Origin of the sequence: Mycolicibacterium vinylchloridicum, from assembly GCF_013404075.1 — a bacterium.
Classification (GTDB): Bacteria; Actinomycetota; Actinomycetes; order Mycobacteriales; family Mycobacteriaceae; genus Mycobacterium; species Mycobacterium vinylchloridicum.
This window is the reverse complement of the sequence record NZ_JACBJQ010000002.1, coordinates 231,842-255,418: the sequence shown is the minus strand read 5'-3', so window position 1 is coordinate 255,418 and position 23,577 is coordinate 231,842. Positions and strand designations below refer to the sequence as shown.

27 protein-coding genes are annotated in these 23,577 nt (G+C 66.3%); 16 read left to right on the top strand and 11 right to left on the bottom strand.

Features of this window, described 5'->3' with window-relative positions; genetic code table 11:
* The first annotated feature begins 52 nt into the window (after window positions 1–52).
* Genes HPC46_RS03125 through HPC46_RS03095 form a run of 7 tightly spaced genes read left to right on the top strand, consistent with a single transcriptional unit; the run spans window position 53 to window position 4,430 of the window.
* Window positions 53–658, top strand: coding sequence for a TetR/AcrR family transcriptional regulator (locus HPC46_RS03125; RefSeq protein ID WP_179466738.1), 606 nt, complete (start codon window positions 53–55; stop codon window positions 656–658).
* 50 nt (window positions 659–708) lie between these two features.
* Window positions 709–999, top strand: coding sequence for a hypothetical protein (locus HPC46_RS03120; protein WP_179466737.1), 291 nt, complete (start codon window positions 709–711; stop codon window positions 997–999).
* A gap of 39 nt (window positions 1,000–1,038) precedes the next feature.
* Window positions 1,039–1,458, top strand: coding sequence for an EVE domain-containing protein (locus HPC46_RS03115; RefSeq protein ID WP_179466736.1), 420 nt, complete (start codon window positions 1,039–1,041; stop codon window positions 1,456–1,458).
* A gap of 31 nt (window positions 1,459–1,489) precedes the next feature.
* The gene (locus HPC46_RS03110; protein WP_179466735.1) at window positions 1,490–2,455 is read left to right on the top strand and encodes a pirin family protein; all 966 of its coding nucleotides are present in this window, start codon (window positions 1,490–1,492) and stop codon (window positions 2,453–2,455) included.
* Window positions 2,456–2,465: 10 nt separating this feature from the next.
* A complete protein-coding gene (locus HPC46_RS03105) occupies window positions 2,466–2,807 on the top strand; it encodes a GNAT family N-acetyltransferase (RefSeq protein ID WP_179466734.1) in 342 nt (113 codons plus the stop codon).
* Between the two features lie 30 nt (window positions 2,808–2,837).
* Entirely contained in the window at window positions 2,838–3,647 is an 810-nt protein-coding gene (locus HPC46_RS03100; protein ID WP_179466733.1) for an acyl-CoA thioesterase domain-containing protein, read from the top strand.
* A 9-nt stretch (window positions 3,648–3,656) separates the two neighbouring features.
* Window positions 3,657–4,430, top strand: a complete 774-nt coding sequence (locus tag HPC46_RS03095; RefSeq protein WP_179466732.1) for a cyclase family protein — start codon at window positions 3,657–3,659, stop codon at window positions 4,428–4,430.
* Here HPC46_RS03095 and HPC46_RS03090 read toward each other — a convergent pair.
* Genes HPC46_RS03090 through HPC46_RS03070 form a run of 5 tightly spaced genes read right to left on the bottom strand, consistent with a single transcriptional unit; the run spans window position 4,427 to window position 9,452 of the window.
* Window positions 4,427–4,693 carry a hypothetical protein gene (locus HPC46_RS03090; protein ID WP_005142344.1) on the bottom strand — a complete coding sequence of 89 codons (267 nt, stop codon included), beginning with the start codon at window positions 4,691–4,693 and terminating at the stop codon, window positions 4,427–4,429. The two genes, HPC46_RS03095 and HPC46_RS03090, sit on opposite strands and share 4 nt — an antisense overlap.
* A gap of 28 nt (window positions 4,694–4,721) precedes the next feature.
* Window positions 4,722–5,465 carry a YqjF family protein gene (locus HPC46_RS03085; protein ID WP_179466731.1) on the bottom strand — a complete coding sequence of 248 codons (744 nt, stop codon included), beginning with the start codon at window positions 5,463–5,465 and terminating at the stop codon, window positions 4,722–4,724.
* Window positions 5,462–6,805: an APC family permease gene (locus tag HPC46_RS03080; protein ID WP_179466730.1), complete on the bottom strand. Its 1,344-nt coding sequence runs from the start codon at window positions 6,803–6,805 to the stop codon at window positions 5,462–5,464. The genes HPC46_RS03085 and HPC46_RS03080 overlap by 4 nt, the downstream gene beginning before the upstream one ends.
* Window positions 6,802–8,472 carry an amidohydrolase gene (locus tag HPC46_RS03075; protein WP_179466729.1) on the bottom strand — a complete coding sequence of 557 codons (1,671 nt, stop codon included), beginning with the start codon at window positions 8,470–8,472 and terminating at the stop codon, window positions 6,802–6,804. The genes HPC46_RS03080 and HPC46_RS03075 overlap by 4 nt, the downstream gene beginning before the upstream one ends.
* A complete protein-coding gene (locus HPC46_RS03070; RefSeq protein ID WP_179466728.1) occupies window positions 8,469–9,452 on the bottom strand; it encodes a nitrilase-related carbon-nitrogen hydrolase in 984 nt (327 codons plus the stop codon). The genes HPC46_RS03075 and HPC46_RS03070 overlap by 4 nt, the downstream gene beginning before the upstream one ends.
* Window positions 9,453–9,528: 76 nt before the next feature.
* On the opposite strand from HPC46_RS03070, the gene HPC46_RS03065 reads away from it, so the two are divergent.
* The gene (locus HPC46_RS03065) at window positions 9,529–10,125 is read left to right on the top strand and encodes a TetR/AcrR family transcriptional regulator C-terminal domain-containing protein (protein WP_179466727.1); all 597 of its coding nucleotides are present in this window, start codon (window positions 9,529–9,531) and stop codon (window positions 10,123–10,125) included.
* Here HPC46_RS03065 and HPC46_RS03060 read toward each other — a convergent pair.
* The 4 genes from HPC46_RS03060 to HPC46_RS03045 form a co-directional block, all read right to left on the bottom strand.
* The gene (locus HPC46_RS03060; RefSeq protein WP_179466726.1) at window positions 10,118–10,387 is read right to left on the bottom strand and encodes a cytochrome C oxidase subunit IV family protein; all 270 of its coding nucleotides are present in this window, start codon (window positions 10,385–10,387) and stop codon (window positions 10,118–10,120) included. The two genes, HPC46_RS03065 and HPC46_RS03060, sit on opposite strands and share 8 nt — an antisense overlap.
* Before the next feature lie 6 nt (window positions 10,388–10,393).
* Window positions 10,394–10,912, bottom strand: a complete 519-nt coding sequence (locus tag HPC46_RS03055; protein WP_233716192.1) for a cytochrome c oxidase subunit 3 — start codon at window positions 10,910–10,912, stop codon at window positions 10,394–10,396.
* Window positions 10,913–10,977: 65 nt separating this feature from the next.
* Window positions 10,978–11,721, bottom strand: a complete 744-nt coding sequence (locus HPC46_RS03050) for a hypothetical protein (protein ID WP_179466724.1) — start codon at window positions 11,719–11,721, stop codon at window positions 10,978–10,980.
* Window positions 11,718–12,464, bottom strand: a complete 747-nt coding sequence (locus tag HPC46_RS03045) for a hypothetical protein (protein ID WP_179466723.1) — start codon at window positions 12,462–12,464, stop codon at window positions 11,718–11,720. Before HPC46_RS03045 ends, HPC46_RS03050 begins: the two co-directional genes overlap by 4 nt.
* Window positions 12,465–12,535: 71 nt before the next feature.
* On the opposite strand from HPC46_RS03045, the gene HPC46_RS03040 reads away from it, so the two are divergent.
* On the top strand, window positions 12,536–13,129 hold the full coding sequence (locus tag HPC46_RS03040; RefSeq protein WP_179466722.1) for a TetR/AcrR family transcriptional regulator: 594 nt from the start codon (window positions 12,536–12,538) through the stop codon (window positions 13,127–13,129).
* Here the strand turns inward: HPC46_RS03040 and HPC46_RS03035 are convergent.
* On the bottom strand, window positions 13,126–13,395 hold the full coding sequence (locus tag HPC46_RS03035; RefSeq protein ID WP_179466721.1) for a YdeI/OmpD-associated family protein: 270 nt from the start codon (window positions 13,393–13,395) through the stop codon (window positions 13,126–13,128). The genes HPC46_RS03040 and HPC46_RS03035 overlap by 4 nt on opposite strands.
* A 152-nt stretch (window positions 13,396–13,547) precedes the next feature.
* Between HPC46_RS03035 and HPC46_RS03030 the strand changes: the two genes are divergently transcribed.
* The 5 genes from HPC46_RS03030 to hpxO are packed head-to-tail and all read left to right on the top strand — an operon-like array spanning window position 13,548 to window position 18,596.
* On the top strand, window positions 13,548–14,648 hold the full coding sequence (locus HPC46_RS03030; RefSeq protein ID WP_179466720.1) for a GGDEF domain-containing protein: 1,101 nt from the start codon (window positions 13,548–13,550) through the stop codon (window positions 14,646–14,648).
* A 48-nt stretch (window positions 14,649–14,696) separates the two neighbouring features.
* Entirely contained in the window at window positions 14,697–16,601 is a 1,905-nt protein-coding gene (locus tag HPC46_RS03025; RefSeq protein ID WP_179466719.1) for a PbuX/PucJ/PucK family nucleobase permease, read from the top strand.
* A complete protein-coding gene (gene uraD / locus HPC46_RS03020; protein WP_179466718.1) occupies window positions 16,598–17,098 on the top strand; it encodes a 2-oxo-4-hydroxy-4-carboxy-5-ureidoimidazoline decarboxylase in 501 nt (166 codons plus the stop codon). The genes HPC46_RS03025 and uraD overlap by 4 nt, the downstream gene beginning before the upstream one ends.
* A 7-nt stretch (window positions 17,099–17,105) precedes the next feature.
* A complete protein-coding gene (gene uraH / locus HPC46_RS03015; protein WP_179466717.1) occupies window positions 17,106–17,426 on the top strand; it encodes a hydroxyisourate hydrolase in 321 nt (106 codons plus the stop codon).
* Between the two features lie 3 nt (window positions 17,427–17,429).
* Window positions 17,430–18,596, top strand: coding sequence for an FAD-dependent urate hydroxylase HpxO (hpxO, locus tag HPC46_RS03010; protein ID WP_179466716.1), 1,167 nt, complete (start codon window positions 17,430–17,432; stop codon window positions 18,594–18,596).
* On the opposite strand, the gene HPC46_RS03005 is transcribed toward hpxO, so the two are convergent.
* Window positions 18,580–19,947 carry an amidohydrolase family protein gene (locus HPC46_RS03005; protein WP_179466715.1) on the bottom strand — a complete coding sequence of 456 codons (1,368 nt, stop codon included), beginning with the start codon at window positions 19,945–19,947 and terminating at the stop codon, window positions 18,580–18,582. The genes hpxO and HPC46_RS03005 overlap by 17 nt on opposite strands.
* 78 nt (window positions 19,948–20,025) lie before the next feature.
* On the opposite strand from HPC46_RS03005, the gene HPC46_RS03000 reads away from it, so the two are divergent.
* Window positions 20,026–20,859 carry an FAD binding domain-containing protein gene (locus tag HPC46_RS03000; protein WP_179466714.1) on the top strand — a complete coding sequence of 278 codons (834 nt, stop codon included), beginning with the start codon at window positions 20,026–20,028 and terminating at the stop codon, window positions 20,857–20,859.
* On the top strand, window positions 20,856–23,567 hold the full coding sequence (locus tag HPC46_RS02995) for a molybdopterin-dependent oxidoreductase (RefSeq protein WP_179466713.1): 2,712 nt from the start codon (window positions 20,856–20,858) through the stop codon (window positions 23,565–23,567). Before HPC46_RS03000 ends, HPC46_RS02995 begins: the two co-directional genes overlap by 4 nt.
* Window positions 23,568–23,577: the final 10 nt, after the last annotated feature.

Here is a 23,577-nt window from a genome sequence, read left to right as displayed (position 1 = left end):
AATTTAAGCACGAGTGCTTAAATCTGCCTAGCGTCCATCTAGAATTGTCGCCGTGGACCGCGGCGCTCGAGCTCGAGAAGAGCTGCTCGACGCCGCCGAGCGGCTGATCGCCGAACACGGCTTCGAGGTGCCACTGCGCGACATTGCCAAGGCGGCCGGGCAACGCAACAACTCGGCGGTCAACTATTACTTCCGCACCCGGCAAGACCTCATCGACGCCGTGGTGGCCCGCCGCCTGGTCCCGATGGAAGTCGAGCGACAGGCCCTGCTGGACCGCATGTCCGACGAGCAGATGGCCGACGCCCACGCGGTACTGCGGATCCTGGTCGGACCGTTCTTCCACAGCGAGGGCACCCACTACGCCCGGTTCCTCGAAGTGGTGCGGATCCGGCTGAACAGGGAGCCCCAGAGCCCCGCGGAGTCGGCCTGGCCGAGCATCCTCGACGCGCTGGCCAGGCTGGTTCCCCTCAAAGAGCGCAGTGCCAGGGAGAATCGGGTCAGCGCCGTCGCCACCACGATGTTCGCGCTACTGGCCGACCATGAGCGGCAGGTCGAGGCCCGCGAGGGTCTTCCTCGGCAGGACAGCCGCGACGAGATCGTGACCATGTTGGCCGCGATGCTGACCGCCGCGCCGGTGGCTGCGGCGGCGACTCGCTGACTGCGGCAATTGCCGTCGGGGGAGTGGCAGCCGGGTATAGAACTGTGTCCGTGAAGATCGTCGTCGTGGTCGCCATTGTCGGGCTGATCACGCTTCTGGTGGCGATCCTGACCGACAACACGTTCGTGGCGGCGGGCGTCGTCGTGTTGGCGGCCTTGGGCATCCTGTTGCTGCTGCGCGACTGGCGCGCCGATCGCCGGCCGGCCGAGGCTCCGCCCGAGCCCGTCGAGGTTGCCGAGCCCGAGGCGGAGACCATCGCCATCCCCATCAGCCCGGAGCTGTTCGCGCCGGACATCTCCACCGACGGCCGCGGCCCGTCGTCGGACGCGCGCGCGGACTAGCTGTATTCGAATGTCGGACCCCCGACCTAGCGTGGGTCCATGACGACGTACTGGATCAACACCGTCAGCGCCGACCACGTGCAGCGTGGTGTCGCCGGCGGCTTCACTCAGGCCAATCATGGTAAGCCGCACATGCTGCGCAAGATGGCCCGTGGCGACTGGATCGTTTTCTACTCGCCGAAAACCGCTCTCGAACACGGAGAGTCCCTGCAGGCGTTCACCGCGATCGGCCGGGTCACCGACGACGAGCCGTACCAGGATGATCCCTCGGGCCCGTCGCGTCGCAGGATGGAATTCCTGCCCTGTACGGCGACACCCATCCGGCCCTTGCTCGATCAACTGGAGTTCATCGTCGACCCGCGGCACTGGGGCTACAAGTTCCGCTTCGGTGTGTTCCGCATCGAAGAGCGGGACTTCCTGCTCATCCGCTCGGCGATGACTCAGCCGCTCGCAGCCTGAGGTACAGGCTGGGCGAGTATGCTCGGGGATGGTGAGTAACCTCGAAGCCTCCCCGCGCGAAGTTGCCTGTGGTGCAACGACATTCGACGATGTCGAGGTGCTATCGCCTCGGGAGGTGCCGCTGGGCGGCCCGCGTGCCCTCCCGGTCCGGCGGACGTTGCCGCAGCATCAGCGCTCACTGATCGGCGCCTGGTGTTTCGCCGACCACTACGGCCCTCAGGACCTGCGTCAGTCCGCGGGCATGGATGTGCCGCCGCACCCGCACACCGGTCTGCAGACCGTCAGCTGGTTGTTCCGCGGCCAGATCGAGCACCGCGACAGCGCGGGCGTGCACCAGCTGATCGACCCCGGAGAGCTGAACCTGATGACCGCCGGAGCTGGTATCTGCCACTCGGAGGTGTCGACATCACAGACCACCGTCCTGCACGGCGTGCAGCTGTGGGTGGCCCTGCCGGATTCCGACCGCAACACTGCGCGCAACTTCGATCATTATGTGCCCGAGCCGATTTCGCGCGGCGACGCCACTGTCCGGGTGTTTCTCGGTGAACTGGCCGGCGACCGCTCGCCGGTGCACACCTTCACGCCGCTGCTGGGCGCCCAGGTCGATCTGGCGGCGGGGTGCACGTTGGAGCTCGACGTTGATCGTGGTTTCGAGCACGGGGTGTTGCTGGATCTCGGCCGGGTCGAAGCGGCGGGCCGGACGCTGGCCCCCGGTGAGCTGGCTTATCTGGGGCCTGGGGCGTCATCCCTGTGCTTGCGCAACCCAACCGGGATGGCGGCCCGGGTAGTGCTGCTCGGCGGGGCGCCGTTCGCCGAGGAACTGCTGATGTGGTGGAACTTCGTCGGCCGCAGCCACGACGAGATCGTCACCTACCGCCAATTGTGGCAGGACAGCGATGCCCGGTTCGGCGCTGTCAGTGGGTACACCGGTTCCGTGCCGCGGTTACCGGCACCCGCCATGCCCGCCACCCGACTGCGGCCCCGCCGCCGAACCTGAAGGAGTTCAGATGGCCACCGACAAGACCGGCGCACCGGCCACCGTCACCGCAGGCACAGACCAGTTCACGATCGCTGTCGACGGCAACCAGGTGGGTCTGGTGGACTTCGTCGATCACGACGGTCAACGGATCTTTCTGCACACCGAGGTCGACGACGCCTACGAGGGGCGTGGATTGGCCGGCATTCTGGTGTCCGAGGCGCTGGCCGCGACCCGTGCCGCCGGGTTACGCATCGTCGCGGTGTGCCCGATGATCGCCGGCTACCTCGACAAACACCACGACTTCGACGACATCCTCGATCCGCTCACCTCCGACACCAAGCGTTTCCTGCAGACGGTGCAAGACGGATAGCTCACCTAACATCCGCTATCGTGTGGGCTCGTGACACGTCCGGCGTATCTGGTCTCCGACGGCGACGTGCTGTTGCCCAGCGCGACGTGTCAAGGCCCGTGGGGCGCGACGATCAGCGGGCACGTCGTCGGCGGCATCCTGGCCCGCTCACTGGAGCAGGTGGGCAGCGGCTCCGAGCTCGTGCCGGCCCGCTTGACGGTCGACCTGCTGCGGCCCACTGCCATCGCACCGCTGCACGTCCGCACCACCGTGCGGCGCGACGGCCGCCGTATCCGGCTGGTGGATGCCGAACTCATGCAGAACGACGTCGTCGTATCCCGGGCCAGTGCGGTGTTCCTGCGCCGCGGCGAGCACCCGGCCGGTGACATCTGGTCGTCGCCGGTTGCGATGCCGCCGTTGCCGGCGGATCCCGGTCCGCTGCCCGAAGACTTGATGATGTTCGTCTGGGGCTATGGGGGAGACGGCGGATCCACTGGCGCGATGGCCTTCGCCGAATGGGGTGACGCCGCCGGCCCCAAATACGCCTGGATCCGGCAGGTGCGCCCGCTTGTCGAAGGTGAGGTCACCAGCCCGTTCGTCACCGTGGCGATGGCAGCCGACGCTGCCAGTGCGACATCCCATTGGGGCACAGGCGGTTTGCGCTACATCAACGCCGACTACACCCTGACGCTGGTCCGCGAGCCGGTCGGGGAGTACATCGGTTTGGCGGCGACGAGTCATACCAGTCAGGACGGCGTGGCCGCCGGAGCGGCAACGGTCTTCGACGCGCAGGGACCGATCGGCAACGCCACCACCGTCGGCTTGGCCAACCCCGTGGAGTCGTTCCGTCCCAGGGCGTAGAAAGGTCCGATGAGAAGGTTCGTCGACATCTCGGTCCCGCTGCAGGCCGGCATCGCCTCGGATCCGCCCGGCCACCTGCCGGAGATCGACTACTACGACCACAAGCAGACCGCCGCCGAAGTGGTTTCGTTCTTCCCCGGCGCGACCGTCGACGATCTCCCCGACGGCGAGGGGTGGGCCATCGAGCGGGTGCGGATCACCACCCACAACGGCACACATCTCGATGCCCCGTACCACTATGCGTCGACGATGGACGGTGGCAGGCGCGCCATCACCATCGACGAGGTCCCGCTGGAGTGGTGCCTGCAACCGGCGGTCAAACTCGACTTCCGCCACTTCCCGGACGGCTACGTGGTGACCGCCGCCGACGTCGAAGCCGAACTCGCCCGCATCGGACATACGCTGGCCCCGTTGGAGATCGTGCTCGTCAACACAAGTGCGGGCACCCGCTACGGGCAGCCCGACTACGTCGGCACGGGCTGCGGCATGGGCCGCGACGCCACGCTGTACCTGCTCGAGCAGGGTGTACGGCTCACCGGCACCGACGCCTGGAGCTGGGATGCGCCGTTCTCCTACACCGCGCAGCGATACGCGCAAGACCACGACCCGTCGATCATCTGGGAAGGCCATCGAGCCGGCCGCACCATCGGCTACTCACACATCGAAAAATTGCACAACCTGGAATCGTTGCCGGCCAACGGATTCGAGGTGTCCTGCTTTCCCGTGAAGGTTCACGCCGCGTCGGCCGGGTGGACGCGCGCGGTCGCGATCTTCGACGACTAGGGCCAGGGCCCGCCCACCGGCGGACCGCCGCCGCGCGGCGACTGGTTCTGCAGGATGCCCAGGCAGGTGCCCATCGATTTGCCCGGGATACACGGGATTCCGCCGACGCTCGGCACACCGTTGGCCACAAAGCACTGGCCGGTGATGGGGTCGGATAGATGCCCGATCGGGCAAGCGCTCGCGGGGGCGGCCACAACCACCGGGGCGGCCACGAAGAGCGCGCCACACGCCGCGGCCAGCAACACCCTGGCAATGCCCACCATGGCTGTGAGCTTACTGCGAGCCGCCGGGTCAGGCGACCACGATCGGCCGCCCGAAGGTGGTTCGCATGCCGGGGGAGTAGAGCACCCGCAGCAGTTCCCCGGCGGTGCCTACGCCGGCGGCGGCGACCAGCTCGTCGTCGAGATCGAGGAGCTGTGCCGACCGAAGCGGCCACGGATCGTGCTCGTTGGGCATCCACAGCGTCCGGCCCGCCCGGCGAGTGTGGGCACCCCAGCGAGCGGTCAGCCAGGTCTCCAACGGAGTCGGCGCCACGGGCTCGCCGATCCGGACGGTGACCCGGCTGCGCAATCCACGCTGCGGCCAGCGCCGCACGCTGGCGTAGCTGATCACATCGCCCGAGCGGGTGACCCGCATCCGCGCCCACGTGTAGGGCACACCGATGGTGAGCCGGACGGCCGGCACCACCGCCAGCCGTGCGGTTTCCAGCGATCGGAACAGCACGCCGTGGCGGCCCGCCGCGTCGACGGAATACAGCCGCACGTTGGTCTCGGCGAAAGCGCCGAAGTAGGGCAGCGCCGGAGTGGTGCCCACCTTCGTGTGGCCCATCCGGAACGGGATCAGCCCCACGTAGGTCACACCGTCGAAGACATCCGGGCGGGTGCCGGGCGGGTACAGGTGCGCGACGTCATCGGGACGCACCGGCCAGTGCAGGAACGTCAGATCCAACCAGCGCTGGTCGAACCAGACCGGCCCGCCCAGCGGTGGGGCGGCAACGGGGAAGCCTGCCAGCGGATCCGCGCCTTGCGGACTCATTCGTATTCCAGGTCCAATACCGGCGTGGGCCGCCGGAATCCGCGGGTGACCACCAGCAGCCAGACGAATCCGATTGCCAGCCAGATCAATCCGATGGTCAGCGCTGTCCCCGATAGGCTCGTCCACAGCCACGCGGTGAGCAGGAATCCGATCAGCGGCGCGATCAGGTTGAGCAGGATGTTCCGTTCCCGCATGTCGACGAAATAGTGCTTGATCACCGACAGGTTCACCACCGAGAAAGCCACCAGGGCACCGAAACTGACGACCGACGCGAGGATCGCCAGATCGATCCAGATGGCGAGCAGCGAGATTACGCTGACCGTGAGAATGGCGTACACCGGGGTGCTGTATTTGGCGGACACGTGCCCGAACACCTTGCGTGGCAGGATGCCGTCGCGGCCCATCGCGTAGAGGATGCGCGCCACCGAAGCCTGCGAAGTCAGTGCCGAACCGAGGGCGCCGGCCACATAGGCCGCGGTGAAGAACGTGTTGACGAACGCTCCGCCCGCGGCCAGCATCACGTCGGTGGAACCTGTGTCCACGTCGGCGAATTTGTTGGACGGGAAGACCAGCTGCGAGACATAGGACAGCAGGATGAAGATGATCCCCGAGACGATGGTTGCGATCATGATCGCTTGCGGCACCGTGCGTTTGGCGTCGCGTGCCTCCTCGGACAGCGTGGAGACCGCGTCGAAACCGAGGAACGACAGACACAGGATTGCCGCGCCGGCCAGGATCGGATTCATGCCGCCCGCGGTGCCGTCGCCGGTGAAGGGCGCCAGCAGGTCGACGGTGCCGTAGCCGGTGGTCTTGGCGATTGCGAGCGCGACGAACACCACGATGAAGATCGCCTGGATGGCAATGATGAGGAAGTTGGCCCGCGCGACGGACACGATGCCGACGATGTTGAGCACCGTGACGATCGCTATCGAGACGACGACGATCACCCATGCGGGCAGCGCGGGCAGCGCCGCATTCAGGTAGAGCCCGATGACCAGGTAGTTCAGCATCGGCAGGAACAGGTAGTCCAGCAGCAGCGACCACCCGGCCAGGAAGCCGACCGGTGCCCCGAACGTGCGCTGCGTGTAGGTGTATGCCGAGCCGGCAACCGGGATGGCGGCCGCCATCCGCGCGTAGGACAGCGCGGTGAACACCATGGTGATGAGCGTGACGATATAGGCCAGCGGCAGCCGGCCGCCCGAGGTTTCGGTGACGATGCCGTAGGTGGTGAACACCGTCAACGGCACCATGTAGACCAACCCGAACAGCACCAGCGACGGCAGGCCCAGCGCTCGTTTCAAGTGCCCCTCGTGCGGGCCGGTGATGTACTCCGCGGTCATGAACGTACCCTTCCGTCGTCGGCTCGGTAGGCCTGCGCACCGAGCAGGTAGGTGGCGCGGATGCCCACGCCCGGCAGGTCCAGCGCCGGTGTGTTCCGCGGATCGTGCTGCAGCCAGACAAAGTCGGCACTGGCGCCGGGAGTGATTTTCCCCCAGCTATTTTCGGCGAAAGCCTGATAGGCGACGGCGGCGGTGTACGACGACAGCGCACGCTCGATCGGCACGATCTCGTGCGGTGTCCAGCCGCCTTCGGGGTCCCCATCGGCGGTGCGCCGTGACGTCGCCACCGCGATACCGTCCAACGGCGCGCCCGAGGACACCGGCCAGTCCGACCCGAAGGCCAGCGCGGCGCCGGAGCTGTTCAGGGTTTGCATCTGGTATTGCCGGTCGGCGCGTTCGGCGCCGAGCCGGGGGATGGTCAGCACCGTCATCAGCGCATCCATCTGAGCCCACAGCGGCTGCATATTGGGGATGACGTCGAGCGCGGCGAACCGCCCGATGTCGGTGTCGTCCACCAACTGTACGTGCGCGATCACCGGCCGACGGTCCCGAGTTCCGTTGCGCTGCTGCGCATATTCGATCGCGTCAAGCGCCTGGCGGACGGCGGCGTCACCGATGGCGTGGATGTGGATCTGCAGCCCGAGCTCGTCGACCCGGCGGACCGCTTCGGCCAGCGAGTCCCCCTCCCAGTTGCGCATGCCCAGGTTGTCCCCCGAGTCGCTTCGCTCCTGCCCCCTGGAGTGTGAGTGCAGCCCTGAGCAATACGGGGCCAGCAGCGCCCCGGTCTCGTTCTCGACGACGCCGTCGGCGAAGAACTTGACGGTCTGCGCGGTCAGCAGGGGTGAGCCGGCTTCCTCGACCAATCGCCGCGATGCCGCGAATTGCGCCATCTGCGTGTCGAAATGGCGGGGATCGGCGTACAGCGCGAGGTTGAACCGCATTCGCAGGGCGCCCTGGCGTGCCGCCGCGACATAGGTGGCGACGTCATCGGGTTCGACCCAGGCGTCCTGCACCCACGTCACGCCGCGGGCCAGGTAGTAGTCGGCCGCGGTACCGAGCGCGGCGATGCGCTGGCTCTCGTCGCGGGGCGGCATCACCGCCATCACCAGATCGGTTGCGCCCCATTCCCGTAACGTGCCCAGCACGGACCCATCGGGCCGGTGCGGGATCTCACCGAGTACCGGGTCCGGGGTGTCGGGGGTGATGCCGGCGCGCTCGATGGCGGCGGTGTTGCACCACAGGGTGTGGTAGTCCCAGGCCCGCAGCACCACGGGCCGGTCCGGCACTGCCGCATCCAGCCAGCGGGCGTCGAACAGCCCGCCGGGCGCCAGGCTGCCGTCATACGAGGCACCGACGATCCACTCCTCGTCGGGATGCTCCTCGGCGTACACCTTGACCGCCGTGACGATTTCGTCGATCGTGCCGCACCCGCGGACCCGGGGTCCGACGGACTCGAGTCCGCCGTAGAGCGGATGGGCGTGGCCGTCGCCGAACGAGGGCATCAGGAAGCCGCCGTCGAGATCGACCAGCTCGCAATCCATTCCGGCGGCCAGCTCCCGGGCCTGCGCGCCCAACGCACGCACCGCGCCGTCGATGACCAGAACCGCGTCCGAGTCGCTGCCCGTGCCGGTCCAGATCACACCGCCGGTGAACAACGTCGCGCTCATTTGACGACCGCCGTGGCTGCGTGGCCGGCGCCGTAGGGCTCGTCGATGACGACCGGGCGGGTGAGCGTCCCGTAGGTGTCCGGACGGCGGGTCAGCAGGAAGGGAAACAGCTCCAGCCAGTCGCGGCGCTGGTCGAGGTCGAGATCGGCGACCAGGACGGCTTCTTCGTCGCGCGGAGCCTGGACGAGCACCCTGCCGTAGGGGTCGGAGATGAACGACGAGCCGTAGAATGTCACCTTGCCCTCGTCGCCAACTCGGTTGGGCACCACCATGAACAGGCCGCTGTTGATGCCGTTGGCGACGATGACCTGTTGCCACAGCGGGCGGGTGTCGAAATCGGGAAACACGGGTTCGGAGCCGATGGCGGTCGGGTAGACGACGAGCTCGGCGCCGGCCAGCGAGTAGCTGCGGGCGACCTCGGGGAACCATTCGTCCCAGCAGGTCGGCATGCCGAGGCGGACGTCGAGGCCGTCGGGTGCGTAGACGGGGTACGGGTCGGTGCCCGGCCCGGGCCGGAAATAGGTGTCCTCGTAGTAGCCCGCCGAGATCGGGATGTGCAGCTTGCGGGTGCGTCCGACGAGTTCGCCTGCGGGGGAGACCAGGATCGCGGTGTTGTAGCCCAGGCCGTCGGCCTGGTCGGGCGTCTTCTCGTAGAGCGAGGCGTGCACGAAGATGCCGTTGTCCCGCGCGGCAGTGGCCGCCAGTTCGAACGTGGGGCCGTTGTCCAGCTCTTCGGCCAGCGCGCTCGGGTTGGCCCCGGCCGGGGTGTCCGCGGGGTAGCGCAGCAGGGTGATCTCGGGCAGGAATACCACGGACGCGCCCGCCCCGGCGGCGCTGTCGATTCCGGCCTTCAGCGCGCCGACGAGCTCGCCGCGGTCGGGGCGCCACCGGTGCTGGACCAGTCCCACCCGCAGCGGCGGGCGGCGAGAGGGGCCCGAGCGGGACAGCGGCTCGGGCGCCGGCGCGGTCAGGGTGATCATCGAACTCCTAAAACGAATCTGTTTCGTTTTAGTGTGAACTGGCTCATACTTCTTCGCAAGAGGAGAGGGGACATTCATGGGCCGTCCGCCGACGCCGCTACTGTCCACCGACCGGATCGCGTCTGCCGCGATGGAGCTCGTGGTCGCCACCGGCGGCTTCACCATGCCGGATTTGGCAAGGAAACTGCAGGTCAGTCCGTCTTCGTTGTACAACCACGTGACCGGGCGCGACCAGATCGTCGAGCTCCTGCGCGAACGCGCGATGTCCGAAGTCCAGTTGCCGGACGACGAACCCGACCGTCCGTGGGCCGACGTGGTCGCCGACATCCTGCGCTCGTACCGGCGCAGCTACGCCCGCTATCCGCGGCTCATCCCGCTGCTGACGGCGTATCCGGTGAACAGCACCCACGCGATCCACATGTACAACGTTCTCGCAGCGACGTTGAAGCGGGCTGGCTTCGGCGCGGCCGACATGTTGCGGGTGATCACGTTGATGGACTGCTTCGTGCTCGGGTCCGCGTTGGACGTGGCCGCCCCCGAAGAACCGTGGCAAGCCGGCGACGAGGTGGGCCCGGAGTTCGCAGCAGCGCTGGCGACCGGAGTCGGTAAGGCGGACCGAGCCGACGACGCCTTCGAATTCGGGTTGGCCGTGCTGCTGCGCGGTCTCAGATGAGGTAGATCACCAACACCGACGCGACGAGCAACCCCAGCCAGGCGTCCGTGGCCAGCTTGAGCCAGCGCGGCGCGTTGCGGACCTCCATGAAGGTCCGGATGATCAAGCGGGCCTTGATGACTGCCAGCCCCAGCACCACACACGTGACAGCGATGCTGGCCGAGGCGACGCCCCGGGAATGCGCGGGGGCCAGCCACCATGACCCCAGGGTGATGGCCACCAGGACCAGCCAGGTCCGCGTGATCGTCCGCTCGTTGGTCACCTCACGTCACCTCATCACATACAGCAGGGCGAAGATGATCACCCACAGCAGATCGACCATGTGCCAATACGTCGCGCCGGACTCCACCATCCACGCCCGGCGCCGCCCCGGCGCGCGCAGTTCACGCACCAGCACACCCAGCACGATGAGTCCGATCATGACGTGGACCAGGTGTACGCCGGTGATGACGTAGTAGAACGAGTAGAACATGTCCGAATTGGTCTGCCCTGCAACGATTTCGCGGTACCACTCCGAGCACTTCAACACCATGAAGGCGGTCCCGCAGGCGGCCCCGCCCCACAGTAGCCGGACCGCCCTGTCGTGATCACCGGCACGCACGCACAACACCGCCCGCGCCACGAACCACGAACTGGTCAGCAGGATCACGGTGTTGACGACACCGATCGTGATGTGGAGATGCTGCTGGGCGGCCAGGAACGCCGTCGGGTTCATCGTGCGGTAGATCATGAACACGATGAAGTAGCCGCCGAAGATGACGAGGTCACCGAGGACCATCACCCACATGTGCCCGTCACCGGGCAGGTGGGCCTCGCGCTGCGGCGCCTGTTCCGAAACCGTCACGCCAACTCCTAGTCCAACGCCGGCTCGTCGGCGGGCTCAGCGTCAGCTGCTTTGCGCAGCAAGATGATCAGTGCGACCAGCCAGACGGAGAACACCACCACCGCCCACCAGAATGCGATCGAGCCGTTCCACGCGAACGGCCCCGACGAGAAGACGAACATCTGAGTGGCGATCACCTCCGTGATGATCTGCCAGATCGAGACGTAGGCAAACCAGGTGGGGAAGATCCTGTTGCGGTCGTAGAGAATGGCGATCGACAGCACGAGGTAGGCCGCCGAGAAGCAGCCCAAAGAGCCGTTGTACGAGAGCATTCCGACGTCGTAGAGCAGGCTGATCAGCTCGGGGTCGCGGTCGGGCCGGAACGCCGCGGTCAGGAAGCACACCGTTACCAACAGGAATCCGGGCAGCGCTCCGACGGCCATTCCGCCGAGGTAGCCGTAGGCGAACACCGAGCCCACCGACATGCGCTTCATTTGGTAGACCACCAGCCCGTTGGTCATCGCGGCGCCGCCGAGCAGGACCAGCAGGACCGCGAATCCGATCTGGATGGTCAGATGATGCTCGGTGAAGAAGGCGACCTTGCCCGCGGCGGTGACGTCGGGCCGCGGCGGCGGCGTGACCCGGGTCAGCAGGCAGATGATGATCCCGAACACCGAGTACCAAGCCGGGAAGAACCACGTCATCCACCGGACGTCGCGCTTGCCGCCGTCGGCGGTCGTCGGTGAAAACTGTCCGGGGGTAAGGACACTCACGCCGCCACTACTCCGTCGTCGACAGCCTGCCGGTATACCGCCCTGCGCAACACGAAGAACATCACGATGACGAACGCCGCGTACGCGCCGTTGCGCACCCAGAACGACCACCACCCGTCCCAGGCCAGCGGGCCGGTCTGGAAGACCGCCGCTCCCGCGGCGGGCGCCATCACCACGGCGATGACCAATGACATATGTCCGACCCACCGAGGGAAGACCGGATCGGTGCGGTCATCGAAGTACACCGCCACAGCCAGCAAGACGAACTGCGAGACGACCATGCCGACCGGCGCGATGAACACTATCCAGGCGAGATCGTTGAGCAGCTGGATGAGTTCAGGATCGCGCTCGGGCCGGAACGCCGCGACCAGAAAGAAGACGTTGGACAGCGCGAAGATCGTGGCACCGCTGACGACCGCCGTCAGAAAGCAGTAGGCGAAGACGTGACTTTGGCCCTTCATCCGTTTCATCTGCACGACGATCACCATGAGCAGCGGCACGATCATGATGCCGCACAGGTTGAATGTCACCTGGCTCAGCCGGATCCAGGCGGTGTGGTCGGCGTAGAAGGACGCCACTTGTTCGGCGTCCATCGTCGGGGACGTCGGCGGCCAGAAACCGGGAAAGACCAGGGCCGCGATCAGGAGAACGACGCCAGCCGCCGGTCCGGTCCACAGACTCACCCACTGCGCCTTGATGTTTCCGGCCTTCGGCAGGTCTTGTGCCTGCTCGAGGATCTGCATGGTCCGTCCTCCGAACTGAGTCAACTCAGATATCTGCCACACGCTAACATTATTTGAGTGGAGTCAGTTTTGTGTTGACGGACAAGCCGGCCCGCAAGGGCGTACAGACGCGCGAGCGGCTACTCGAGGCCGCGTTGGTCGAGTTCAAACGCGCCGGAATGGCGGCGGCGGACACCGGAGCGATCGCGTCGGCCGCGGGTGTCGCTCATGGCACCTTCTTCTTCCACTTCCCTACCAAAGAACACGTTCTGCTCGAGCTGGAGAAGCGCGAGGAGGACCGGATGGCCGCCGAGCTCACCCGTTCGTTCGGCAAGCCGCACACCGTGCGGGACACCCTCGCCGAGTGCTTCCGGGTACTGGAGAAGTTGGAGCGTCGGCTCGGTAACCGCTTGTTCAAAGATTTTCTGGCCCTGCACTTCTCGACGAGCCGCCCGCCGGCGGAGGAATCCCAGAATCACCCGGTGATCGTCGCCGTGGTCTCCGAACTCGGGCGCGCACGAGATCGTGGTGAGATCCCCGCCGACGTCGACGTCATGCACAACGGGGTGTCGTTCCTCGTCGGCCTGTACGCGCTGCTGATCACGATGCCCGGCGCCCGGCAGATTCGCCGGCCGGTCATCGATGAATACCTCACGACCTACATGTACGGGTTGCGGGCCACCTAGGCCTTGCCGTTGCGTTCCCTGTGCTTGCACCCGGGCCAGCAGCACGGGCGGCGCATGCCGTCCTCCAGCTCTTCCTGCGTGCGGCGGATGCGGCGCTCCCGGGTCTTCTCCTGCTTGGCATCTTCGACCCAGCAGATGAACTCGTTGCGGGCCAGGGGAGTGATGTCCTTCCACGCGGCGAGCGCGGTGTCGTTGCCGAGCAGCGCCGTGCGCAAATCTGTCGGCAGCTTGTGCACCACCCCACCGGGGACCGATTGCGTGCTCATGCAAACAGGTTAGCCAGTCCTACCTCGCAGCGGTCTACCCCGGGCTGCACCACAGGTTTTAAGCTGGATTTATTTTCGCCCGGCGTCGATGTTTCGCCCCCCTGCCGATTTGCTCCGGCTACGGTGAACCAGGTGCGGGGAGGGGCGGCGCGGTGACCGACGCGCGGGCTTCCGGCCAGGGCAACCTGGCCGGCGGACCGTTCGCGCGATGGTGGCGGCTGCCGGATCAATTCGAGTGGCTATCCGGATACTTGAGGGCTCGTGGCTTGGAGTTACCAACCCGAGTGCTGATGGGGCTCATCTCGGCGGCCTTGATTCTGATGGGTGCGGCCACGCCGACGATGCGCAACGTCCCGCCGGTGTGGGCGTGGACGTTCGGCGGCGCGGCAGTGCTCACCGGCATCACCTACAGCGCGCTGTGGCTGCGCGGGTGGCCGAGCCGGGGTCAATCACTGAGGATGGCGGTCCTCGGCAGCATGCTCATCGGTGTCGGCTGCGTGATGCAGACCTACCCGATGGTCGCGTTGATGGGCTGCACCGGCATGGCCGTCATTGGCGGCTACGCCGCGTTCTTCCACAACTCCAAGGCGATTACGTTCACCGTCGTCATCGGTATCGCCGTCGGCGCTTTCTGTGCCTCCCGGGTGATCCACGACTACGGCTGGGCGGTTGCCAGCGCCGGCTGGTGGTTGGTCGTCGAGCTCAACCTCGCCGTCCCGCTGGCGATCCAAGCGGTGATGCGCACCATGGGCGCCGATGTGGTGCGCTCCGACCAAGACCCACTGACCGGTGTCCTGAACCGGCGGGCCTTCTACGAGCGGGCAACGACGTTGTTGACGTCACCGGGCCACGACTTACACCTCACCGTCGTGATGATCGACCTCGACAAGTTCAAGAAACTCAACGACGTATACGGCCACCTCGCCGGCGATCAGGCATTGACCGCAGTGGGCTGGGCGCTACGCGAGACCAGTACCAGTTCAGCCATCATCGGGCGCTTCGGCGGCGAGGAGTTCATCGTCATCGACGCCGTTCCCGCCGAGCTCGCCGAACGGCTGCCGTCACAACTGTGCACGGCGATCGCCGCGCTGCCGCATCCGGTCACCGCGAGCGTCGGCGCGGCGGTCGTCCGGTGGGGCTGCGGTTCGGCGATGGATGATCTGATCCGGTCGGCCGATGCCGCCATGTACGCGGCGAAGCGCGCCGGCGGCAATCAAACCCGGATCTGCCGACCCGCCAGAATCGACCGCTGAGCGGTCTCAACATGCGCAGTCGGCGGACATGGCCGATTCTTGGTAAGCATGTCGGCTCCGACCACGAAGAAACAGCACACGCGAGCACATGCCGTCGACGAGGTGCTGCCCATCCCGAAACTGGCCACCTACGGCTTCCAGCACGTGGTGGCCTTCTACGCCGGCGCGGTGTTGGTCCCGATCATCATCGCCGGCGCGATCAAGTTGCCCCAGGAGGAGCTGGTCAAGCTCATCACGGCCGACCTGTTCACCTGCGGAATCGCCTCGATCATTCAGGCTGTCGGGTTCTGGAAGGTGGGTGTGCGGCTTCCCCTGCTGCAAGGTGTCACGTTCGCCGGGGTGTCGCCGATCATCGCGATCGGTCTGGCCCACGGCGGCGGCTCGGCCAGCCTGCTCTACGTCTATGGCGCGGTGATCGTGGCCGGCGTGTTCACGTTCCTCATCGCGCCGATCTTCATCAAGCTGCTGCGCTTCTTCCCACCGGTGGTCACCGGGACGCTGATCACGATCATCGGGTTGTGTCTGGTTCCGGTCGGTGCCGGTGACGCGGTGACCAACCCGCACACCGGCGAACACGACCCCACCAATATTCGATGGTTCCTCTACGCGCTGGGCACGATTGCCATCATCGTGGCGATCCAGCGCCTATTCCGCGGCTTCGTGGCGACGATCGCCGTGTTGCTCGGACTCGTGATCGGCTGCGCAGTGGCCTATGCGCTCGGCGATATGAATTTCGGCAAAGTGGGCCAGGCCGAGGTCGTCGGCTTCACCCAGCCGTTCCTGTTCGGGATGCCCAAGTTCGACATCGTCGCGTGCCTGACGATGATCATCGTGCTGCTCATCACCGCGGTCGAATCGACCGGATCGACCATCGCAACCGGCGAGATCGTCGGCAAGCGGATCAAGGCCTCCGACATCGGCAACGTGCTGCGGGCCGACGGCCTCGCCACGGTGATCGGCGGCATCTTCAACTCGTTTCCCTACACCGCGTTCTCGGAGAATGTCGGTCTGGTCCGGCTGACCGGCGTCAAGAGCCGGTGGGTGGTGGCCGCCGCCGGGGTCATCATGATCATCCTGGGCTTCCTGCCGAAGGTCGCCGCCATCGTCTCCTCGATCCCCAACCCGGTTCTGGGCGGCGCAGCGCTGACGCTGTTCGCCACCGTCGCCGTCGTCGGCATCCAAACCCTCGGCAAGGTGGACTTCACCGACCATCGCAACCTGATCATCGTGACCACCAGCCTCGCGCTGGCATTGTGGGTGACGTCGTATCCCGATATCGCCAAGGCCATGCCCCAGGGGATTGACCTGATCTTCGGCAGCGGTATCAGCATCGGCGCCGTCGCCGCGATTCTGCTCAATGTTGTGTTCTTCCATACCGGTTCGCGTGGCCCGCGAGTCGCAGGTGGCGGCTCGATAACCCTGGACGAGGTGAACACGATGACCAAGGAACGGTTCACCGAGGTGTTCGGTCACGTCGTTCAGGATGTGCCGTGGGCAATCGAGCGCGCGTTTGAACAGCGACCGTTTGCCGACACCAAAGCCCTGCGCGAGGCGTTCCAGGACGCGGTGCTGACCGGTTCCTCAGAACAGCAGCTCGAATTACTCAACAACTTCAACGATCTGGGCGCCGAGGACGAAAGCGGGCATGCACTCGCCGTCGACCACGTGGCTCTGTCGAACCTCGATGAGGACGACCACAACGATGTCGTCGAGCTGGCGACCGCCTACCGCGACCATTTCGGCTTCCCGCTCATCATCTGCGCGCGGGAAACCGAGCACTTCGACCGGGTGCTGCGCAACGGCTGGTCCCGGATGGACAACTCCGATGCCGCCGAAAAGGCCTTTGCACTGATCGAAGTCGCCAAAATCGCCAACTATCGGTTCACCGACCTGGTGGCCGATGCCAACCCGATAGCCGCAGCCCGGTTCAGCCGGCTCGACGAACTTACGTGAGGGCAATCGGGCTCGAAGGCTTCAACCGGGCTTCCGAGCGCCAGCAGATGCACCTGTTGTTCGAGGTGTGCACCTCGCCCATCTGGGCGCGACGGGTCTTGGCCGGCTCCCCGTTCCCCGATGTCGACGCGCTCCTGGATCGCGCCGACCGGGTGCTGGCCGAACTGCCCGATGCCGAGATCGACGCCGCACTCGACGGCCATCCGCGGATCGGCGCCCGGCCTGACAATCCGTCTTCAGCGCGCGAGCAGGCGGCGGTCGCCACCGCGGGCGACGACATCCGGGCCGAATTGGCCACGCGGAATGCCGAATACGAGGACCGCTTCGGTTACGTCTATCTCGTCTGCGCCAGTGGCCGCTCGGCCGAGGAGCTGCTGGCCATTCTCACCGAGCGACTCCAGAATGACCCGGACACCGAGCGCCGGGTCATGCGCAGCGAACTCGGCAAGATCAACCGACTGCGGCTGCAGCGGTTGTTGAGCGAGCCTGCCGAATAATGAGCTCATGAGCCTTTCCACGCATGTCCTCAACGCTGTCACCGGAACACCCGCGGTCGCCGTCGACGTGACGCTCACCGATGCCCATGGTGCCGTGCTGGCATCGGGGCGCACCGACGACGACGGCCGGATCGATTCGCTCGGAGGAGAATTGGGCGAAGGCTGCTATCGAATCAGCTTCGACACCGGCAGCTACTTCGCGGCTGACGGAATCACCACGTTCTACCCCGAGGTCACCGTCGCCTTCGAGATCAGGGATGCCGCGGCGCACCATCACGTCCCCTTGTTGCTGTCGCCGTACTCCTACTCAACCTATCGAGGGAGCTGAACAGTGAAGGTGGTCGTCATCGGCGCCGGAATGGGCGGCATGAGTGCGGCAATCGCATTGCGCCAGATCGGGATCGAGACCGAAGTCTATGAGCGCGTCACCGAGAACAAACCGGTGGGTGCGGCGATCTCGGTGTGGTCCAATGGCGTCAAATGCCTCAATTACCTGGGGCTGGAACAGCAGACCGCGCGACTCGGCGGAATCGTCGACACGATGAGTTACGTCGAGGCCCGCACTGGCGAGACGATGTGCCGCTTCTCGATGCAACCGCTGATCGACCAGGTGGGCCAGCGGCCCTATCCGATCGCACGCGCGGAACTGCAGTCAATGCTGATGGAGGCTTACGGCATCGACGAGATCAACTTCGGCATGAAGATGGTCAGCATCGCCGACGGTGTGGACGCCGCAACCGCGACCTTCGCCGACGGGACCACGGTCAGCGCCGACATCATCATCGGTGCCGACGGCGCCAGCTCCATCACCCGCGAATACGTTCTGGGTGGGCCCGTCACCCGGCGCTACGCCGGTTACGTCAACTACAACGGTCTCGTTGACATCGACGAGCGGATCAGTCCCGCCACCGAGTGGACCGTCTATGTCGGTGACGGAAAACGGGTGTCGGCGATGCCGGTGGCCGACGGACGGTTCTACTTCTTCTTCGACGTCGTCGAACCACAGGGCGTCTCGTACGAAAAGGGCAGTGCGCGTGAGGTTCTACGATCACATTTCGCGGACTGGGCCCCCGGCGTGCAGGTCCTGATCGACCAGCTCGACCCGATGACGACCAACCGGGTGGAGATCTTGGATCTCGACCCGTTCGACACGTGGGTCAAAGGCCGGGTGGCCCTGCTCGGCGACGCCGCACACAACACGACCCCCGACATCGGCCAGGGCGGGTGTTCGGCCATGGAAGACGCCATCGCTCTGCAATGGGCGCTGCGCGACCTCCCCGACGATGTCCACGGCGCGCTGGCGGCCTATGCAAAGGCGCGGGTCGAACGGGCCGGCGACCTGGTGCTGCGGGCTCGCAAACGGTGCGACCTGATGCACGCCAAAGATCCTGCGGCGACCGCGGCCTGGTATTCCGATCTGCGAAAAGAGGATGGCACCAACGTTATTCGCGGGATTGTCGGCAACATCCTCGGTGGCCCACTCACTCCTGCGAGTTGACCCGCCGACCGCGCACATAGACCTCGGTGATCGACGCCTCGCGCATGCCGGTCAGCAGTGTGAACGCCAGCCGCTCCGCATCATGGGGATCGATGGCGGCCAACACGCCCGGCAACACGACCTGTTGTTGAGGATCGACCACCAGGAAGTCGGCCTCCTTACCGGCGTCCAGGTTGCCGGTCCGGTCCTCCAGACCCAGTGCCCGTGCCCCGGCGAGGGTCGCGGTGAACAACAGCTCTGCTGCAGGTACCGACAATCCGGCGTCACCGGGCTCGGAGATGTGCACCTTGAAACAGTCGTTGGCGACCCGGGAGATCAGCCATTCGTCGCCGCCGGAGACATCGGTACCCAATGCGACGGTCACCCCACTACCGGTCGTGCGTCGCCACGGCATGGTGCCCGATCCGAGGAACAACTGGGACGTCGGGCAATGCGCGATGGACGTTTCGGTTTGGGCCATCCGGGCCAACTCCTCGTCGGTGCAGTGCACGGCGTGTGCAAGGACACTGCGGGGACCCAGCAGTGACTTGCCTGCCGGTGTCGGCCCCGTCCCGAACCGGCCGTCATAGGTGTCGAGGTAGGAACGCACGCCGTAGGCAGTCCGCACCGCCGCGACTTCATCGACGTTCTCCGAAATATGGGTGTGGAAGTACACGCCGCGCCCACGCACCGAGTCGTAGAGCTCGCCGAGCGAATGCAACGTGCGGGCCGTCACCGACAGCGCGAATCGGGGAACCACGGCCACATGAACCAGCGCGGTCGAGGGGTCACCGGTGTCGCACGCATGCCAACGGGCTATTTCGGCTTCTGTCAAGGCAATCGCGGCGTGCTCATCGGTGATCAGCTCGATCGCCGAATCCGGACCCACGGTCTGGATTCCACGGCCCGAGACGGTACGTAATCCGACACGCAACGACTCCTCGAAGAGCGCGTCCTGAGCGTGTGGAAACGCCGAGCCGAAGACCATCGCGGCGGTGGTGCCGACATCGATTCTGCGCCGACAGAAGTCGCGCGCCGCTGTCACTGCGTGGTCCGGATCCGAGAGCCGACTTTCGGCGGGGAAGACACAGCGCTCCAGCCAGTCGAGGAGTTGGCCACCACCATGCGCATTGGTGCAATAGGTCTGGGGGAAGTGGATGTGGGTGTCGACAAATCCAGGCAGCAGAAAGCCGGGCCGGCAGTCCACTACCTCGGCTCCTGCTGGCATACCGGAGAATTCGCCGCTGTACACGATCCGGCCGTCGGCATCGACCACCAGTACGCCGTCCGGGTGACTCACCAGATGATCACGTGCCTGGGCCAGTCGCGGTGCACCGCCGATGTGGAGCAGATGTCCCCGAAATGCGCGCATCAGCAATTGTCACCGCTGCCGGCGTGCAGCGCAGTGCGTGAACGTGCGCGACGCCCGCGCGGAGATTACGGTCGTTTGATGGACCTGATCAGCGTCGAGACGGTGAGCATTCCTGCCAGCCGTGCTGACCTGTCGGCCTTGCAGCGTGGCGACGCGATCCTGGCCGGGGGAACCTGGCTGTTCTCCCAGCCACAGCCGCACGTTCGCCGCCTGGTGGACATCACGCGCCTCGGCTGGGAGCCAATCGCTCTGAGTGACAGCGGGATCGAGCTCGCCGCAACATGCACATTATCTGAAATCTCGGCATTGTCCGACCAGCTTGCTCGCAGCCATCCCGACTGGGTGGCAGCGCCGCTGCTACATCAATGCTGTTCTGCGTTGCTGGCTTCGTTCAAGATCTGGCGGATCGCGACGATCGGCGGAAACATCTGTCTGTCGTTTCCAGCCGGCGCGATGATCTCGCTGGTATCCGCGCTGGACGGCACCTTGACCGTGTGGCGGCCCGACGGGAGCGAATACCAGCTTGCCATAACCGAATTCGTCACCGGCTCGGCGGACAACGTGCTCGCTCCCGGCGAGGTCTTGCGCGCTGTCCGGCTGCCCGGTTCCGCACTGCGAGGCCGCACCGCGTTTCGCAAGATCGCGCCGTCGTCTCTGGGCCGGTCCAGCGTCGTAGTTATCGGCAGACGCGACGCTGAGCAGGACGGTGGCGCGTTTGTCCTGTCCGTCACGGCCGCTACCGTTCGGCCCTTCGTGTTCGAGTTTCCCGGCGTCCCCGACGCGGAAACTGTTGGCGCCGCGTGCGCGGCCATTCCCGACGATGCGTGGACCAGCGATGTTCACGGCGACCCCGACTGGCGAGCCGCAGTCACCTCGGTGCTGGCTGAGCAAGTGCGAAACGAACTGTCATGAAGTTCACCGTCAACGATCGCGAATACTCCGACGACCCCACACCTGGCCAGTGCCTTCGTACCTATCTGCGGGAGCGCGGCCACTTCGAGGTCAAGAAGGGTTGCGACGCCGGCGACTGCGGCGCCTGCACCGTGCTTCTCGACGGAGACGCGGTGCATTCGTGCGTGTATCCGGCCTTCCGCGCGGCGGGCCGTACCGTCACCACCGCCGCCGGGCTGGGCACACCCGACAACCTGCATCCAACGCAACGCGCCTTCGTCGAATCCGCCGGTTTCCAGTGCGGGTTCTGCACGGCCGGCATGGTCACCACTGCCTCGACGCTGACTGAAGACCAGCTCGCGGAGCTGCCCCAGCATCTGAAAGGCAACCTGTGCCGCTGTACCGGCTATCGCGCAATCACCGATGCGCTGGCGGGCAAGGTCAACATCGACAAACCGGACGGGGGTGACGCCGGCCGTTCCATCGGCGCTCCCGCCGGGCCGCGCGTGGTGACCGGAACCGAGCAGTACACCATGGACTTTGCGCCAGAAGGTCTGCTGCACATCGCCGTACTCGGGAGCCCGGTGGCGCACGCCCGGATCGTGGCGATCGACACCACCGCCGCGTCGGCTATACCCGGCGTGCACCTGGTCCTCACCCATCTGGACAGCCCCGAGGTGGCGTTCTCGGTTGCCCGGCACGAATCCCGTACCGACGATCCCGACGACACCTACGTCCTCGACGATGTCGTCCGATTCGTCGGCCAGCGGGTGGCCGCCGTGGTCGCTGACAGCGCAGCAATCGCTGAAAAGGCCTGCGGTGCAATTATTGTCGACTATCAAGAGTTGCCGGCGGTTTTCGATCCCGAAGAGGCTCGCGCACCGGGAGCGCCGTTGGTGCACGGCGAGAAGGGCAGTCAAGCGCGCATCGCCGACCCGTCCCGCAATGTTGTCGCCGAGTTGCACGGCGGCACCGGCGATGTCGATGCCGGGGTGGCGGCAGCGATTGCATCGGGTGGCGCGGTGGTGCGGGGGAGATGGCGCACCCAGCGAGTCCAGCACGCCCACCTCGAAACCCACGGCTGCACCGGCTGGCGTGATGACCAGGGCCGCTTGGTGATTCGGACCAGTTCCCAGGTGCCATTCCTGGTTCGCGACGAGCTGTGCCATGTCTTCGGCCTGGACCGCGCGTCGGTGCATGTACTGACCAAGCGGGTCGGAGGCGGCTTCGGCGCCAAGCAGGAGATGTTGTGCGAGGACATCGTCGCACTGGCGGTGTTGCGACTGGGGCGGCCCGTGCGTTATGAGTTCAGCCGGTCCGACCAGTTCACCATGGCACCCTGCCGGCACCCCTTCCGGGTCGACGTGACCGTCGCGGCCGACGCGGCCGGACGGCTGACAGCGCTGGGGATCGACGTGCTGACCGACGCCGGGGCGTACGGGAACCACAGCCCCGGCTCGATGTTCCACGGCTGTAGTGAATCGGTCTCGGTCTATCGGTGTGCGAACAAGCGAGTGGACGCCCAGTCGGTGTACACCAACAACCTTCCCTCGGGTGCCTTCCGCGGATACGGGCTCGGCCAGGTGATCTTCGCGGTGGAGTCGGCCCTCGACATGCTCGCCCGCCGGTTGGGCGTCGACGCCTTCGAACTCCGTCGCCGCAACGTGGTGGTGCCCGGCGACCCCTTCGTGGATGCCCACGATCACAACGACGACCTCGTCTTCGGCAGCTACGGGCTGGATCAGTGCCTCGACCTCGCACAGGGGGCCCTCTCGAGCACCGGCGGTCTGGAGCCTCCGGAGGGCAGCCAGTGGCGGGTCGGCGAGGGTATGGCACTGGCGATGATCGCTACGCTCCCGCCGCGTGGCCACTTCGCCGAAGCCGAGATCTCCGTTGACCCCGACGGCGTCTACACCCTGGCCGTGGGAACCGCCGAGTTCGGCAACGGCACGACCACGGTGCACGCCCAACTCGCGGCGGCCGCACTGAGCACCGCCGCCGACCGCGTCGTCATCCGCCAATCCGACACCGACGCAGTCGGTTACGACACCGGGGCGTTCGGCTCCGCCGGCACCGTCGTAGCCGGGCGGGCTGTTCTCGACGCCTGCGAGGACTTGCGCGCCTTGTTGATCTCGGCCGCGGCGGAGTTGACCGGCGCCCCCAGGGCCTCGTGCACTCTGAGCCAGCACGGAGTCCAGTGCGGCGACGAGTTCGTGGACTTCGCCCGCCTGCCGGCCGGCCTGACCGGGCGCGGCCGTCATGACGGGGATCCGCGCTCGGTGGCGTTCAACGTCCAGGCCTTCCGGGTGGCAGTGAACATCCAGACGGGCCAGGTTGTGATTCTGCGCTCGATACAGGCGGCCGACGCCGGGGTGGTGTTGAACGCCGAGCAGTGCCGCGGCCAGGTGGAAGGCGGCGTGGCACAGGCCATCGGGTCGTCCCTCTACGAAGAGGTTCAGATCGGACCCGACGGCGCCGTCGTCAACCCGGCACTGCGTGACTACCACATCCCACAGCTGGCCGACGTGCCGGTCACCGAGGTCCTTTTCGCCGACACCTACGACGAACTCGGGCCGATGGGCGCGAAGTCGATGAGCGAGTCTCCGTACAACCCGGTGGCACCGGCACTGGCCAATGCGATCGCGGACGCCTGCGGGGCGCGGTTGTACCGGCTGCCGATGACGCCGGCTCGGGTCTGGCGGGCAATCGCCGGACGGGACGTGGATTAAGCGCCCTGGG

Bases quoted from the DNA above. Each gene is read 5' to 3' on its own strand.
- HPC46_RS03000 (WP_179466714.1), top strand. From the start codon at position 20,026: ATGGACCTGATCAGCGTCGAGACGGTGAGCATTCCTGCCAGCCGTGCT.
- HPC46_RS03035 (WP_179466721.1), bottom strand. From the start codon at position 13,395: ATGAGCACGCAATCGGTCCCCGGTGGGGTGGTGCACAAGCTGCCGACA.
- HPC46_RS03080 (WP_179466730.1), bottom strand. From the start codon at position 6,805: ATGACCGCGGAGTACATCACCGGCCCGCACGAGGGGCACTTGAAACGA.
- HPC46_RS03005 (WP_179466715.1), bottom strand. From the start codon at position 19,947: ATGCGCGCATTTCGGGGACATCTGCTCCACATCGGCGGTGCACCGCGA.
- HPC46_RS03025 (WP_179466719.1), top strand. From the start codon at position 14,697: ATGTCGGCTCCGACCACGAAGAAACAGCACACGCGAGCACATGCCGTC.
- HPC46_RS03115 (WP_179466736.1), top strand. From the start codon at position 1,039: ATGACGACGTACTGGATCAACACCGTCAGCGCCGACCACGTGCAGCGT.
- HPC46_RS03045 (WP_179466723.1), bottom strand. From the start codon at position 12,464: ATGCAGATCCTCGAGCAGGCACAAGACCTGCCGAAGGCCGGAAACATC.
- HPC46_RS03085 (WP_179466731.1), bottom strand. From the start codon at position 5,465: ATGAGTCCGCAAGGCGCGGATCCGCTGGCAGGCTTCCCCGTTGCCGCC.
- HPC46_RS03070 (WP_179466728.1), bottom strand. From the start codon at position 9,452: ATGATCACCCTGACCGCGCCGGCGCCCGAGCCGCTGTCCCGCTCGGGC.
- HPC46_RS03095 (WP_179466732.1), top strand. From the start codon at position 3,657: ATGAGAAGGTTCGTCGACATCTCGGTCCCGCTGCAGGCCGGCATCGCC.
- HPC46_RS03090 (WP_005142344.1), bottom strand. From the start codon at position 4,693: ATGGTGGGCATTGCCAGGGTGTTGCTGGCCGCGGCGTGTGGCGCGCTC.
- HPC46_RS02995 (WP_179466713.1), top strand. From the start codon at position 20,856: ATGAAGTTCACCGTCAACGATCGCGAATACTCCGACGACCCCACACCT.
- uraH (WP_179466717.1), top strand. From the start codon at position 17,106: ATGAGCCTTTCCACGCATGTCCTCAACGCTGTCACCGGAACACCCGCG.
- HPC46_RS03055 (WP_233716192.1), bottom strand. From the start codon at position 10,912: ATGTGGGTGATGGTCCTCGGTGACCTCGTCATCTTCGGCGGCTACTTC.
- HPC46_RS03065 (WP_179466727.1), top strand. From the start codon at position 9,529: ATGGGCCGTCCGCCGACGCCGCTACTGTCCACCGACCGGATCGCGTCT.
- HPC46_RS03105 (WP_179466734.1), top strand. From the start codon at position 2,466: ATGGCCACCGACAAGACCGGCGCACCGGCCACCGTCACCGCAGGCACA.
- HPC46_RS03075 (WP_179466729.1), bottom strand. From the start codon at position 8,472: ATGAGCGCGACGTTGTTCACCGGCGGTGTGATCTGGACCGGCACGGGC.